Origin of the sequence: Silvibacterium dinghuense (genome assembly GCF_004123295.1) — a bacterium.
GTDB lineage: Bacteria > Acidobacteriota > Terriglobia > Terriglobales > Acidobacteriaceae > Silvibacterium > Silvibacterium dinghuense.
In genome coordinates this window covers 302,086-316,848 of the sequence record NZ_SDMK01000001.1, presented here as the reverse complement: position 1 = coordinate 316,848, position 14,763 = coordinate 302,086, and the positions used below count along the sequence as shown (strand labels likewise).

Genomic DNA, 14,763 nt, shown 5'->3' with positions numbered 1-14,763 from the left:
GATTGCCCTCGCGTTTGCCAAAGCTCTCCTCCTGCGGATACCTTGTTGGGTTTTGTTGAGGAGCATGGAAATGGATAGGCTTCGCTACCAATCGGGATTCGGGAACGAATTTGCCTCTGAGGCTGAGGCGGGCGCGCTGCCGCAGGGGCAGAATTCGCCGCAGCGGTCGCCGCTCGGGCTTTACACGGAGCAGTTCAGCGGTACTCCCTTTACTGCGCCGCGTGCTGTGAACCGGCGGACGTGGACCTATCGCATACGGCCATCGGTGACGCACAAGCCCTATGAGCCGATGCAGTGCGGGCTGCTGCGCAGCGGGCCGTTCGACGAGATACCGACTTCTCCCAATCAGCTTCGCTGGAATCCTCTGCCGATCCCCGAGCAGCCGACTGACTTCGTGGATGGGCTGGTCACGTTGGGAGGCAACGGCGATCCGGCGTTGCAGGTAGGTGTGGCGATTCACCTTTATGCGGCGAATGTCTCGATGGTAGATCGCTTCTTTTATGACGCCGATGGCGAGTTGCTTCTCGTTCCGCAACAGGGCGCGCTCAGGCTGCATACCGAGCTTGGCGTGCTCGCCGTCGAGCCCGGTGAAATTGCAGTCATTCCGCGGGGCGTGAAGTTCCGCGTTGTGCTCGATGGGCCGTCGCGTGGATACCTCTGCGAGAACTATGGTCTCGCATTCCGGTTGCCGGAGCTGGGGCCGATCGGTGCGAATGGTCTCGCGAATGCGCGGGATTTTCTCGCTCCTGAAGCCGCCTATGAGGATCGCGAAGGATTGTTTCACATCGTAAGTAAATTTCTCGGAAAGCTGTGGCAGGCGGAGATCGATCATTCGCCGCTGGATGTCGTCGCGTGGCACGGAAATTACACCCCGTATAAGTATGATCTGCGGCTCTTTAACTGCATCAATACGGTAAGCTTCGATCATCCTGATCCTTCGATTTACACGGTGCTCACCTCGCCTTCGCACACACCTGGAACCGCGAATGTGGATTTTGCCATCTTTCCTCCGCGCTGGATGGTCGCCGAGCATACCTTCCGTCCTCCGTGGTTCCATCGCAACCTGATGAATGAGTTCATGGGGCTCGTCTTTGGGCAGTACGACGCCAAGGCTGAAGGATTTGTGCCGGGAGGCGCAAGCCTGCACAACTGCATGGCCGGACATGGACCGGATGCCGAGACCTGGGAGCGCGCGTCTGCGGCAGAGTTGAAGCCGCAGTATCTCGACAACACACTGGCCTTCATGTTTGAGACGCAGATGGTGGTGCGGCCAACGAAATTCGCCATGGAGACGAAGATTCTGCAGCATGAATATTACGAATGCTGGCAGGGGCTGAAGAAGCACTTCCGGGCGCCGCAACGATGATGCGCAGCTGGGTAGAAAGTGCGAACACGGAAGAGACGGATTTTCCGCTCGAGAACCTGCCGCTGGGTGTTTTTACTACAGGGGAAGAGGCGGCGCGGATCGGTATGGCGATTGGAGACCGCGTGCTCGATCTGCGCGGCGCTGCGAGAGCCGGGTTGTTCGATACTCTCGATGCGGAGGTGCGTAAGTCTCTCGAGGCCTCTGTCTTGAATGCGTTGATGGCATTAGGCCGGGATGCGAGTCGAGAATTGCGCGCACGCGTGCAGGAACTGCTGGCAGACGCCGCGGCACAGCGCTTCATGAGCGGGCTGCTGCATCTGCAAGGCGCAGTGCAGATGTGCATGCCTGTAGTGGTCGGAGATTACACCGACTTCTATGCCTCGATTCATCACGCGACGCGTGTGGGGCGTATGCTGCGGCCGGACAATCCGCTTCCTCAGAGTTACAAATATCTGCCGATTGGCTACCACGGCCGTGCATCGTCGCTGCTGGCGAGCGGAGCGCCGATCCGCAGGCCATGGGGACAGTTCCGCAGATCGGGGGAAGTGGCTCCGTGCTTTGCGCCCACGGAAGCGTTGGATTATGAGCTGGAGGTGGGATTTTTCATCGGCAGAGGTAATCTTCCTGGCGAGCCGGTAGCGATGGCGGATGCGGAAGCGCATCTCTTCGGGGCCTGCCTACTGAATGACTGGTCGGCGCGGGATATCCAATCATGGGAGTACCAGCCTCTGGGTCCGTTTCTAGGGAAGAATTTTGCGACGACCATCTCTCCATGGGTGGTGACGATGGAGGCACTCGAGCCATTTCGTGTGCCAGCTCCGGTGCGAGCGGATGGAGAGCCAGCTGTTTTGCCGCATCTTGCAGGGAAAGAGAATGGTCGGCGCGGTGGTATCGATCTGCAGCTTGAGGTGTGGCTGCGGACGGCGCAGATGCGGAGGAACGGTCAGGCTGCTGTGCAGCTGAGTGCGGCGAATCTGAGAGATTTGTACTGGACACCGTTACAGATGCTTGTCCATCACACCAGCAATGGCTGCAACCTGCGTGCCGGCGATTTGTTTGCGACTGGCACCGTTTCCGGCGCTGAGGATGGAGGCCGCGGATGCCTGCTCGAGATCACGCAACGCGGAACCGAGCCGCTGCTCCTGCCGAACGGCGAGCAGCGGCTGTGGCTTGAGGATGGCGATGAGGTGACGTTGCGAGGTTTCTGTGCCGCCGAAGGCCAGCGGAGGATTGGCTTCGGGGCCTGTATCGGCGTAGTGCGCGGCGCTGGAGTATTTCCTCTGATGGTGTAGCGTGTGGCGAGGTCGCTGGTGCTGTCTTTCGCAAGGAAAATGTTGTGGCACCCCGTTGGCGGCTCCACGGTATCAGGGGAAATGCTTATTCCGCGCGGGTGAACTCGATGTAATTGCGGCCGAAGTAAAGGCGGTAGCTGCCGGCCTTTTCCCCTGCAACAACCTGAAGCGGTGTCGGGCGATGCAGTTTCGCATCGGTGGCTGCATCGACTGTGAACAGGTCATGCGCCCCGATATCCTGCACGACAAATTGCGGTGAGCCATTGGGCTTGATGATGCCTATGCCGTAGGAACCGGGAATAAGCTTTTGGCCATGGAAGTCGAGCGGGACTTCGGTCAGCAAATAAGCCTGATACTTTTCCTGAATGCCGGTGGAGTAGCCGGAGTTGTCGACAAGCGCTGTGACGAGATAGAGGCCATCGGCGAATTTGATCCCGCCGGAGTTCCGCGCCTGTGTGGTTGCGGTCTGGCCGCGGAAGAAGACGGCATCCGGCAATAGTTTGCCAAGATCGGCGGGGTGAAGAATCGCAGTTGATGCGGGCGCGGCCTGTGCCAGCGAGGGAAGCGGGGCAAGAGTCAGCGCGCAGGCGAGTGCGAGCTTGAGAAGGGACATGCTTGTGATCCTTTCTGTCATGCGTCGAGTCGGAGTATATCGCCTCGACGCATGACAAGGATGCACAGGCGCTCAGGCCTCGAGGCGGCTGGTTGCTGCGACGCGGCCATACCAGTGACCGGAGTCCTTGATGGTGCGGCGCTGATCGCGGAAATCCACATAGACCAGACCGAAGCGCTGGCTGTAGCCCTCGGCCCACTCGTAGTTATCGAGCAGGCTCCAGGCATGGTAGCCGCGCACGTCGGCTCCATCCTTGATGGCGCGAGCCAACTCTGCGAGATGCCCCTTATAGAACTCGATGCGGCGTGCATCGGGAACCTTCGCCGAGTCCTCGGGCAGAGGGCCGTCGGAGTAGGCGCAGCCGTTTTCCGTGATCTCGATGATGGGGCGGTCGTACTCTTTCGAGATGCGCGTAACGATGTCGTAGATCCCGCGCGGCCATACCTCCCATCCGTTGTACGTGATGGGGCCTTCGGCCGGCATCCACTCGTTGTAGTGCGTGTAAGGGTTGCCGCCCTTGCCGGCGTCGGAGACGATGCGGCGGTTGTAATAGTTGATGCCGACCCAGTCGAGCGGCGCCTGCATGAGTTTGCCGTCGCCTTCCTGGAAGCCCATCACTTCGTAGGGCGCTTCTCCGACGAAGGCATCGGGGTATTTTCCGTGCTTCGCGGTGTAGAGGAAGTAGACGTTATTGATGGCGTGGAAGCGCTCTGCCGCGGCGTGGTCTGCTGCGCTGTCCGTAGCTGGTTCCACGGGAGCCATGCTGAAGGCTGAACCGATCTGTGCCTTCGGAGAGATTGCTTTCATTGCACGGAAGGCCTCACCCTGCGCGAGGTTGACGGTATGCGCAGCCTTGAGGAAGTCGTCGAAGTTTCTACGGCCGGGCGCATGCACACCGCTGCCATAACCGAGATATGTGAAGACCCACGGCTCGTTGAAGATGGCCCAGGTGGTGACGCGGTCGCCGAGCGCCTTAGTGAGAATGGAAGCGTAGTCCGTAAAGCGCTTGTAGAGATCGCGCTTCGGCCAGCCACCCTGATCTTCAAGAGCCTGTGGCAGATCCCAGTGAAAGACGGTGCACATGGGGCGGATACCAGCTGCCAGAAGCTCATCGACATAGCGGCTGTAGAAGTCGATGCCTTTCTGATTGGCCGCACCGGAGCCATTGGGCTGAATACGGGGCCAGGAGACGGAGAAGCGGCAGCTCTTCTGGTGGAGCTGCTTCATGATGGCGATGTCTTCCTTGTAGCGATGGTAGGAGTCGCAGGCGATGTCGCCGTTGTCGCTTCCTTTAATCTTGCCGGTGGTGTGGGCGAAGGTGTCCCAGATGGATGGGCTCTTGCCGTCTTCTTTCCATGCGCCTTCGACCTGGTAGGAGGCCGTGGCCGTGCCCCAGTGGAAGCCCTCGGGAAAGCGGGCTCCGGCGACATCAATGACTGGTGGTTCGGCTCCGGTGGAAGCCAGAGGCAGGGCATGAGAGAAGCGCGAGAAGGCAGCTCCGCCGGCGAGTGTGGCGGAGTAATTCAAAAAGGTGCGGCGATTGATCAAGGCAGTGGGGCTCCTTTGGCACGGCCATGCTAGCACCGCCACTGCAATTTAGTAAAACTGTTTACTGCTGAGGAAAATCGGTTTGGGGCGGCGATTCTGGAAGGGTGCGCTCAAGCAGGGCGCAGGTGAGGATGGCGAGCATTGCGCCGAGCGGGATCAGGAATGCAGTGCGCAGCGAGCCGGAGCGCTCGGAGAGCATCCCCATGGACCATGGCAGCACAGCGCCGCCGGAGCCGCAGATGGCGAAGATCCATCCTGAGCGCTGGGAACGGCCGACGCGGGCCAGCAGCCGCGAAGTTGCGAGAGGAAAGATAGAAGCGCAACCCATGCCTGTGATCACGATCGAGCCGATGGCGAATCCCAGGGAGTGACGCGCAAGCAGCGGCAGCAGTCCGAGGATGGCAGCGAGAATGGACACGATGAGCAGCGCGAACTCCGGCATGAGGCGGAGCAAAATGGGAGCGAGAAGGCGTCCGGCGACGATGGAAAGCCAGAAGATGCCGACGATGAGGCTGGATGTAGCCACGGTGAGGCCTGCGAAGCGGTGCATGTAAGTCGAGATCCATCCGGCGATGGCCGTCTCTCCTCCAACATACAGAAACAAGATGGCGCTGAAGAGCACAAAGAGCGGTGCGGTCAGATTGTCTCGAGTGGGAATGTTCTGCCGGGTGCGGAAAGAGAGCGCGCCGCGCAGCATGGGCGAGAGCCAGAGCGATACGGCAAAGGTCGCCATCGCGATGGCCAGCAGGAAGAGACGCAGCGCGCCATGGTGTTCGGCCCAGGCGGCGAACTGCGGCGCGGAGACAGCGCCGAGCCCCCAGCAGAGATTGGTGCGCGTAAGCAGGCGGCCGCGCATTTCCGGATACTCTGTGCCGAAGATGAGGTTGGTTGCTGTGACGGCAGCTCCGATGCCTGTGCCCATGATGACCAGCGCGGCGAAGGCTGCGAAGTAGTTGTTGATGGCAAGGCCGGCCAGTCCAAGGGCGATGGCCATGTGGCCGAAGACGACACTGTGGCGGCGGCGATAGGACGAGACGATCGAGCCTAAAACGGCGCCGATGAATTGCGCCGTAAAGAGCGCTCCGGACTGTGCGTCGGTGAGATTCCAGCGGACACTGATGGCCGGCAGAATGGGGCCGAGTAGCACGGTGGCGAGCCCGCTGAGAATAAGGCCGGCATAGAACGGGGCTGCGGGCAGGGATTCAAAACGATAGACAGGCTTGCGAGAAGACATGCGGGGAAACGATGGGATCAGCCGTGGCGGGGAAGCGTGCGTGGATTCGGCGGAAGCGTGGATTCGCGGATGATGAGCTCGGGAACGATCGCGACCTGCTCCGGATAGTCTTTGAGTCCGCGGATGCGCTGCAGCAGCAGGCGCGCAGCGGTCTGGCCCATGCTATTCAGCGGTTGGCGGATGGTGGTGAGGCTGGGATTATGGAAGGCTGCGCCCTGGATATCGTCGAAGCCGACGACAGAGACATCCTCGGGCACGCGGATATTGTGATCGCGGAAGGCGCGGATGGCGCCGATGGCGGCAAAGTCGTTGAAGCAGACCAGCGCGGTGAAGGGACGCTTCTGATGCAGCAGCTGTTGCACGACCGGATAGCCCAGCTCCGGCGACGAGATATTGAGCTGCAGCTGGAAGGTGAGTTCGGGGTGAATTTCGATGCCCAGCTCCTTGGCCGCGGCGACCAGGCTGCGCCAGCGGTCGTCGGAGTCGGAGCTGAAGGTCTGGCCGCGCATGAAGGCGATGTGCCGGTGGCCGAGCTGGTAGAGATGGCGGAGCGTGAGTTCGGCGGCGCGGCGATGATCGAGCGAGATGTTGGTTACGCCCTCGATTTTGCGGTGGTTGGCGATGGCCACGACCGGAATCGGCAGGCTGTGCTGGAGGGCCGTATCGATGGCGATAAAGCCTTCGACAGAGCGGTCCATGAGCATGCGCGGATATTCTTCGATGAGATCGCTTTTACGGCGATGGCTGGCGGCGAGGTAAAAGTAGCCCTCTTCGATGAGGATCTCTTCGATGCCGCTCATGACCAGCGTGGAGTAGCCGTCGCTCAGCTCAGGCACCAGGACGCCGACGGAGAAGCTCTGGTTGCGGCGCAGCGAGCGCGCATAGAAGCTGGGGCGGTAGTCGAATTTTTTCGCCGCGGCCAATACGCGATCGCGCGTCTCCTGTGGAATGGAGCGGACGCCGGGCGCGTTATTGAGGACCAGGGAGATGGTAGCCGGGGAGAGATCGAGATACTCGCCGAGAATCTTCAGGCTGATCGGCCGGTTGGTCGGGATTTCCTTGTTTTGCGTGGCCGTGGTTGGCTGCTTGCGCCTGGGCATACCAGTGTTTGTAGCGGCTGGCGGGGTGTTTGCGCAACTCCGTAGTGAGAATCCGGGATAAGACAGAGAGAAGAGAGCCGCGCGGGCGGACGCCGGAGGCTCCGCCCAGCCCGCGCAGACTGCTTTTACTTCGCCTGAAGGGCGGTAAGTACGTCCTGGGCACTGGGCGCGGACTTACCCAGATATTCGGAGACACGCTGGCGTTCTTCGGCCGTGAGCGTGGGGATGAGGGCCTGAATGCGGCGCAGCGTGGTCGCGACGTCGTCAACGTAGTTCATCATGCGAATGGCTTCGCCGGACAGGGGCATGGCAACTCCTCAATGCGAATCAAGCACGGGGAACGTGCTGGGGTTATTGTCTGCGACGGGAGGCAATGGCGTAAAGCGGAGCGGTGGAAGCGGCTCGACTTGATTAGCTCTTTTTGCCGACCAGGTTGTGGTACTCGGGATTCTTTTTGACGAAAGCAGCCGCTGCCGGGCAGATGACGTCCACACGCAGGCTGTTTTCCCGTGCATGATCGAAGGCGCTGCGGGCGAGAATTCCGGCGATGCCGCGGCCACGCAGGGCTTCGGGCACCTCGGTGTGCCACAGAGTGAGCCAGCCGTGGTCGTCGGTGTCGAACTCCATGTAGGCGATGTGGCCTTCTTCTTCGTACTCGAATCGTTTCCGCGTGACGGTGGTGGTTTTGCTGTCGGACATGCCATCAGTCTACCGCGTTCGTGGCAGCCGGGCGGAGCCTTTGCCATGCAAACACAGGCAGTCGATCCGGCATCCAATGCGGAGGCAGGCAGGGGCGCCGGCTCTAATTTTTTGCAAGTCAGACGCAGCAATGCGGGAATGAGGAAGCTTGATGAGCGAATCGCTCGAGCAGTGTGTGCCGCGCATCCTTCATGAAAAGGCGCGCGCGCCGCTTTCTACCTACCGGTTGCAGATGCACGCGCAGTTCAGCTTTGCCGATGCGGAGCGGATTCTGCCGTATCTCAGGGAGTTGGGCATCGGGGACATATATACGTCGCCGGTTTTCGAGGCACGGCCCGGCAGCACGCACGGCTATGATGTCGCGCGGCATGATCGCTTCAACCTGGAATTGGGTGGCGACGAGGGGTTCCATCGTTTTTGCGAGCGGCAGCGCGAGGCGGGAATGGGCTACCTGTTGGATATCGTGCCCAACCACATGGGGGTGGGTAACGACTCGGTGTGGTGGCAGGACGTGCTCGAGAATGGGCGTGCTTCGGAGTACTCCGAATACTTCGATATCGATTGGACGCCGCTGAAACCGGATATGCAGGGCAAGCTGCTGCTGCCGATCCTTGGGCAACAATACGGCGACGAACTCGAGGCGAAGCATCTGCAGATCGCCATCCAGGATGGCCGTGCCGTGGTTTGCTATTACGACCACATCATGCCCCTGGCTCCACGCTCTTTGCCGTTGCTCTTTCCCGAAGTTCAGTGGGAAGCATTGGGCATGCCGGAGGGTTTTCGTCGCCTGCTGCGCGAACTTGTACACATTGCTCCGCATTACACGGCCGATGCGGAACTGGCGGCACAGCGGCGCGAGCAGCTCAGAGAGCTGAAGCCGCGACTGCAGGCATTCCTTGCCGATCCTGCATTGCGACCGGTTTTCGATGCGGTGCTGGCCGAGGTGAATGGCAGGGAAGACGATCCGCGCAGCTTCGACCAATTGCATGAAATCCTCGAGGCGCAGCCTTACCGTCTGGCGCTGTGGAAGGTGTCATCGGAGGAGATCAACTATCGGCGCTTTTTCGATGTGAATGATCTTGTCGGGCTCAAGATGGAGAACCCGGCGGTGTTTGCGGCGACGCACAGCCTGATCCGTAAGATTCTGGCGACGAAGGAAGTGACTGGGCTACGCATCGATCACTGCGATGGCATGTTCAACCCGCGCCAATACCTCATTCGCCTGCAGCTGCTTTATGCGGCGAGCCAGTGCGCCGGGCCTGAGGCGCATGGTCTGGTTGCGCCGAATGGCATTGAGGCAGATATCCGCGAGGAGGTGCGCGGATTCGAGTGGAGCTCGATTACCGGGCCGCTCTATGTGGTGGTCGAGAAGATTCTCGAGCCGCGTGAGGCGCTGCCGAAGGAGTGGCCGGTAAGCGGCACATCGGGCTACGACTTCGTTCACTTTGCCAATCAGGTCTTTATCCAGCAGAAAAACCAGAAGAAGTTCGACCAGCTGTATACAGTGCTGCTCGGACGCGTGCCGGATCCGGACGAGATCATCTATCGCGCGAAGCTGCAGGTGATGCAGAATGCGCTGGCCAGCGAGACGTATGTGCTAACCAACCTTCTCAGCCAGCTGGCGGCAGCGAATCGCCGGGTGCGCGACTTCACGGATAACACGCTCGAAACTGCGATTCGAGAGACGATCGCCTGCTTTCCGGTTTATCGCACGTATATCGACGATCGTGGTCAGTACACCGGGCATGATCGCGCCGTCATTCACCATGCCATCGTGCGCGCAAAGTATCGCAGTCCGGATATCGATGGCTCCGCCTTCGATTTCTTGGAGCAGACACTACTGGTGCATGGGCGCGAAGGTGAGGCAATCGACGAGAAGGAACTGTACTTCGCCCTGAAGTTCCAGCAGCTCACCGGCCCGGTGATGGCGAAGGGGGTCGAGGACACGGCATTTTATGTATACACGCGCTTCCTCTCCTCGAACGAGGTCGGAAGCTCGATGAAGTCCTTCGGCATTTCCATTGAGACCTTCCACGCCAGCAATGAAGAGCGGTTGGCGAATTCGCCGGATGCCATGCTCAGTACTTCGACACACGATACCAAGCGCAGCGAGGATGTGCGTAATCGGCTCAATGTGATCTCGGAGCTGGAGAGCCTATGGCCGCGCATGGTGCGCCGCTGGTACCGCATGAATGCCAAGCTGCGGCGGAAGATCGACGATGGGCGCCTGGCACCGGATGCGAACGAAGAATACCTGATCTATCAAACAGTTCTCGGCGCGTGGCCGTGGAAGATGGATTCGCTGGAAGATCGCAAGGCCTTTGTCGAGCGGCTGAAGGAGTATCTGCACAAGGCGTTGAGCGAGGCGAAGATCAACCTGAGCTGGGTAAGCCCGAACCCGGAATACATGGCGGCGGTGCATGGCTTTGTCGAAGACCTGCTGCTGCCCAGGCCGGGCAGACGGGAGACGCAGTTTGTGGAGTCGTTGAACGGGCTGATACCTGTGCTGCGGCTCTTCGGCGCGGTGAATTCGCTGGCGCAGGTGGCGTTGAAGTCTGCTTCGCCGGGCGTACCGGATTTCTACCAGGGCACTGAGATGTGGGATTTGAGCCTTGTCGATCCGGACAACCGACGGCCGGTTGATTACGAACGGCGCATCGCGGCATTGCACGCGATGAAGCAGTTGGAAGACAAGGTTGCGCTGTGTCGAGAGCTGGTTGCAGAGGTCTCCGATGGGCGCATCAAGCTATGGACTGTGCATCGCGCACTTGAGACGAGGCGGCAGCTTGCCGAAGTCTTCGCGCGCGGCGAGTACATTGCTCTCCAGGCTTCAGGCGATGCTTCGCAGCAAGTGATCGCATTCCTGCGGCGATTGGAAGGGAAGGCGGTGCTGGTCGCGGTGCCGCGCTTTGCCTGCACGCGGATGCGCGGTGAAGCGAAGATGCCGCTGGGTGAGGCGTGGGGTGGTGATACGCTCTCGCTTGCCGGTTACGATGGCCGGCGGTTTTTGGATATCTTCACCGGTCTCGAGCGTGCTGTGGCCGACGATGGCGCACTGCGGCTGGCAGATCTGTTCAATACCTTCCCGGTGGCCATGCTGACTCTGGCCGAATGATCTGCATATACGTAGAAGCAGCGTTCCTGAGAGTTGGAACGCCGCTTCTACGCTTTGTCGTCCTTACTGTGGCTTATTCTTCAGTTTTTGCGGCCTCTTCGGTCTGCTCCTGTGGAGGCACATAGTCGCGATCGCTCACCGCGGTGATGGCGGCGAGCTTTTCTGCGAGCTCCGTGGTGAGCACGCCAGGCTCGCAGCGCCAGCTCCAGTTTCCGGCCGCGCGTGAGGGCATGTTCATGCGCGCGAAGGAGCCGAGGTTAAGGAGATCCTGTACGGGGATGAGGCAGAGATCGGCGACCGAAGCCTCGGCGCTGCGGATCATGTCCCACACGAAGTCGTTCCCAGCGGTTCCGAGGTACGCGCTTGCCTCAGTTTTTTCGATGGCGGAAGACTCTTCTTCCCACCAGCCTCGCGTAGTGTTGTTGTCATGCGTGCCGGTGTAGACGACGGTGTTGCGCACGTAATGGTGCGGCAGATAGTTATGCGCGTGGCGGTTGCCGAAGCCGAACTGGAAGATGCGCATGCCGGGAAACTCGAACTGCTCGCGCATCGCATCGACTTCTGCGGTAATGACGCCAAGGTCCTCGGCAATAAAGGGCAGCACGCCGAGCTCATCGCGTAGCGTCTGGAAGAGATGTACTCCGGGAGCCTTGATCCATGCGCCTTCGACAGCGGTATCGTTCTCCGCGGGGATGGCCCAGAAGGCCTCGAAGCCGCGGAAATGGTCGAGGCGGATGATGTCATAGAGCGACTGAGCGCGGCGCACGCGATCGATCCACCAGGCGAAGCGCTGCTGCTCGAGTACATCCCAGCGGTAGAGCGGATTGCCCCAGCGCTGTCCGGTGGCGGAGAAGTAGTCAGGAGGTACACCGGCCACACGGATGGGAGCGAGGTCTTGATCGAGCTCGAAGATGCCGGGGTTGTTCCAGACATCGGCGCTATCGTAATTCACGAAGATGGCGACATCGCCAATCAATTGAATGTGACGCTCATTGCAATAGCGGCGCAGGGCGGACCACTGCTCGTCAAAGATGTACTGGATGATCTGCTGAATCTGAATGTCGTCGCGATGCTCATCCCACAGCCGCTGTATGGCGTTGGGGGCGCGATGGGCAAGTCCAGATGGCCATTCGTTCCACGATACCTGGTTGTACTTGTGGCGCAGCACGCTGTAGAGCGCAAACGGTTCGAGCCAGCTCCAGTTGGTACGGCGATAGTTCTCAAAGAGCTGCCATTGCTCATCCGTATGCGAGAAGAGGAAGCCTCTGGCGGCCTCTTCAATGAGCGGCATCTTGATGCGTGCGGCTGCTTCGAAGTCGACTGGGCCGTGCGGCGCAGGGAGGTCCTTGATCTTCTCCGGCTTGAGCCAGCCGCTCTGTGCGAGCAGTTCGAGCGAAATGAGCAGTGGATTGCCGGCGAAGGCGGAGAGCGCAGCATACGGTGAGTTGCCGTAGCCGGTGGGGCTCAGCGGTAATACCTGCCACAGGCGCTGCTTGGCGGCGTGAAGGAAATCAGCAAACTCGTAGGCCGCGGGACCGAGATCGCCGATGCCACCATACGAGGGAAGAGACGTAATGTGCAGGAGAAGTCCAGAGGCGCGCTCAAAAGGCATAAGGAGTATCCCGGGCTGATATGGAAAAAGAAAAGGCCCGCCTTTCGAAAGATTCGAGAACAGCGGGCCTTGGTTGCTTGTGTGCTCCCTGCGGAGCGATGAGGGGTTAGCCGGGCAGGTTCTGTTGCTGCTGCTGGGCCTTCTTGTTCATGCGGATGCGGCCGGCCTTGATGTACTGCTGCTGCAGGTTCGAGGCGAAGACAGAGAACATCTCCTCGCGCCGCTGATCGAGCAGGGCATCGCGCGTGGCTTCGAAGTTCTTCGTAACATCGTCGTTGCTGGGCAACTGCTTGTCGGTCAGCTTGGCGACAACACCGCTGTGGCCGGTGTTGATGGCCGAGCTGAGCTGGCCGGTGTTGAGGTCGAAGAGCTGCGGAGCCACCTGTGCCAGGGCGCCGATCTCCGGCACCTGGGCATCGCGGCCTACCAGGTCGCTGCTCTTGATCGTTGCGCCGACTTCCTTGGCAGCCTTGGCCAGATCGTTCTCGGCATGAGCGCGATCCGCCAGCTCGGCAGTCTTCTTGGCCAGCAGCTGAGGCAGCTGCTCGTCACGGAAGTCGTCGGTGATGTGATCCTTCCACGCATCGAAGGTCGGCGCGTGGGCGGCCTGGATGTCGATCACCTGGAAGACGGCATAGCCGTCGCCGGTGGAGGCGGTCTGCGGTGCTGCATTCTTCTTGGCTGTGAAGGCTGCGGCGAGCAGCTTGGAGCTGTCGGTGACGCCGGTGAGGTTGCTGCTCTGGTTCACGTCATCCGTAGTAACCAGCTGCAGATGATGGGCCGACGCGGTAGCCGCCATGCCGCTCTTCTGCGCCTCGGAGGAGAGCTGAGCCGCAAATGCGAGCTCTTGCTGGCCTTCCTTCTGGCGGATCAGCATTGCCTGGATCTCAGGCTTGACCTCGTCGAGCGGACGGGTGTGCGCAGTCTGCTTCTCTTCGGTCTGGATGATGTGGTAGCCGAACTGGGTGCGAACCAGGCCGGAGGTCTGGCCGGGCGCGAGCGAGAAGGCTGCCTTGTCAAACTCGGGGACGGTGGTGCCGTGCTTGATCCAGCCCAGCTCGCCGCCCTGGACCTTGCTGCCCGGGTCGTCGGAGTTGGCCTTGGCCAGCGCGGCAAAGTCGCCGCCGTGATGCAGCTGATCGAGAATACCCTGCGCCTTTGCCTTGGCCGCGGCGTCAGCTTTCGGATCGCTGCCATCCACCTTGATGAGGATGTGCCGGACCTTTACCTGGTCCTCGATCTGGTAGTCCTTTTGGTGGGCGGTGTAGTACTGCTGAATCTCGGCGTCGGAGACCTGCGGGGCACCCTGCGGCAGATTGGTATCCGTGAAGGCGAAGTACTGGATCTTGCGCGCTTCGGGGACGGCCGTCGCGTAGCGGGCGGCATTCTGCTTGAAGAAGGCCTGCAGCTCGGTATCGGTCGGGTTGATGGTCTTGCGCAGGTCGTCGGAGCTCAGCACGGCATAGTCGAACTTGATCTTGGTGCCCTGCTGGATGTAAGTGGTGCGGACCTCGGCATCGGAGACCGTCACGCTGCCGGTGATGAGCGCCTGCAGGCGATTGGTGAGGATCTCCTTCTTCAGCTGATCCTCGAACTTGTCGCGGCTCAGGCCGAATTGCTCGGAGACGAAGTTGGCATACTGCGCATCGCCGATGTACTTGCCGCCGGGGAAGAGCACCTCGCCCCACATGCCGGTGTGCAGGAAGCGGCGAACGTCTTCGTCGGTGACAGTGAGGCCGAGGCGGTGCGCCTCATTGAGCAGAATCTGCTGCTGAATGAGCATCTGGCCGGCCTGCCCCATCATGAAAGGCAGAGCGAAGGCCGGCAGGCCCTGGCGCTGCAGGATACGGCCGGCGAGCTGCTGGACTTCGGTTGTCGACACCTGCTCTTCAGCCGGAAGGAAACGTCCGAGGAAGCCGCCGTGGCCGATGGTGGCGTAGGTGTCAGACGAGGACCCCTGATCCTGGAAGATGCCGGGCACCAGGGTAATGACCATGGTGATGCAGGCAACCGAGATGATGGCGATGAATACGCCTTTGATGAAGCGGCTGTCCTTTTGCAGGAAACGAATCATGGATGGACGACGACCTTTGCTGTAAATCGCTCGCGGGCAGCGGAAGTCAGCCTCGGTGACCGGAGAGCGGGACCGAATTGCGAGACCGGGGGCTGCGCGAGGAGATTTTC

General features: G+C 60.6%; 11 protein-coding genes. 3 read left to right on the top strand and 8 right to left on the bottom strand.

Annotated elements, in window-relative coordinates; genetic code table 11:
- Positions 1–70: 70 nt before the first annotated feature.
- Positions 71–1,366, top strand: a complete 1,296-nt coding sequence (hmgA, locus tag ESZ00_RS01230) for a homogentisate 1,2-dioxygenase (RefSeq protein ID WP_129206352.1) — start codon at positions 71–73, stop codon at positions 1,364–1,366.
- On the top strand, positions 1,321–2,658 hold the full coding sequence (gene fahA, locus ESZ00_RS01225; protein WP_204520141.1) for a fumarylacetoacetase: 1,338 nt from the start codon (positions 1,321–1,323) through the stop codon (positions 2,656–2,658). Before hmgA ends, fahA begins: the two co-directional genes overlap by 46 nt.
- Before the next feature lie 85 nt (positions 2,659–2,743).
- Here fahA and ESZ00_RS01220 read toward each other — a convergent pair whose 3' ends face one another.
- The 6 genes from ESZ00_RS01220 to ESZ00_RS01195 all read right to left on the bottom strand — a co-directional run bounded on the left by ESZ00_RS01220 (position 2,744) and on the right by ESZ00_RS01195 (position 7,852).
- Positions 2,744–3,271, bottom strand: a complete 528-nt coding sequence (locus tag ESZ00_RS01220) for a hypothetical protein (RefSeq protein WP_129206351.1) — start codon at positions 3,269–3,271, stop codon at positions 2,744–2,746.
- A 72-nt stretch (positions 3,272–3,343) separates the two neighbouring features.
- The gene (locus ESZ00_RS01215; protein ID WP_229740873.1) at positions 3,344–4,819 is read right to left on the bottom strand and encodes a GH1 family beta-glucosidase; all 1,476 of its coding nucleotides are present in this window, start codon (positions 4,817–4,819) and stop codon (positions 3,344–3,346) included.
- Positions 4,820–4,880: 61 nt separating this feature from the next.
- A complete protein-coding gene (locus ESZ00_RS01210; RefSeq protein ID WP_129206350.1) occupies positions 4,881–6,053 on the bottom strand; it encodes an MFS transporter in 1,173 nt (390 codons plus the stop codon).
- Between the two features lie 17 nt (positions 6,054–6,070).
- Positions 6,071–7,153, bottom strand: coding sequence for a LacI family DNA-binding transcriptional regulator (locus tag ESZ00_RS01205; protein WP_129206349.1), 1,083 nt, complete (start codon positions 7,151–7,153; stop codon positions 6,071–6,073).
- A gap of 125 nt (positions 7,154–7,278) precedes the next feature.
- Positions 7,279–7,461: a hypothetical protein gene (locus tag ESZ00_RS01200; protein WP_129206348.1), complete on the bottom strand. Its 183-nt coding sequence runs from the start codon at positions 7,459–7,461 to the stop codon at positions 7,279–7,281.
- A 103-nt stretch (positions 7,462–7,564) separates the two neighbouring features.
- Positions 7,565–7,852 carry a GNAT family N-acetyltransferase gene (locus ESZ00_RS01195; RefSeq protein ID WP_129206347.1) on the bottom strand — a complete coding sequence of 96 codons (288 nt, stop codon included), beginning with the start codon at positions 7,850–7,852 and terminating at the stop codon, positions 7,565–7,567.
- 151 nt (positions 7,853–8,003) lie between these two features.
- On the opposite strand from ESZ00_RS01195, the gene treY reads away from it, so the two are divergent.
- Positions 8,004–10,967, top strand: a complete 2,964-nt coding sequence (gene treY, locus ESZ00_RS01190) for a malto-oligosyltrehalose synthase (protein ID WP_129206346.1) — start codon at positions 8,004–8,006, stop codon at positions 10,965–10,967.
- Between the two features lie 73 nt (positions 10,968–11,040).
- On the opposite strand, the gene malQ is transcribed toward treY, so the two are convergent.
- Together malQ and ESZ00_RS01180 are read right to left on the bottom strand one after the other, a co-directional pair.
- Positions 11,041–12,588 (bottom strand): 4-alpha-glucanotransferase, encoded by a 1,548-nt coding sequence (malQ, locus tag ESZ00_RS01185; protein WP_268235270.1) that lies wholly within the window; start codon positions 12,586–12,588, stop codon positions 11,041–11,043.
- A gap of 97 nt (positions 12,589–12,685) precedes the next feature.
- Entirely contained in the window at positions 12,686–14,653 is a 1,968-nt protein-coding gene (locus ESZ00_RS01180; RefSeq protein ID WP_129206344.1) for a peptidyl-prolyl cis-trans isomerase, read from the bottom strand.
- Between the last annotated feature and the right edge of the window lie 110 nt (positions 14,654–14,763).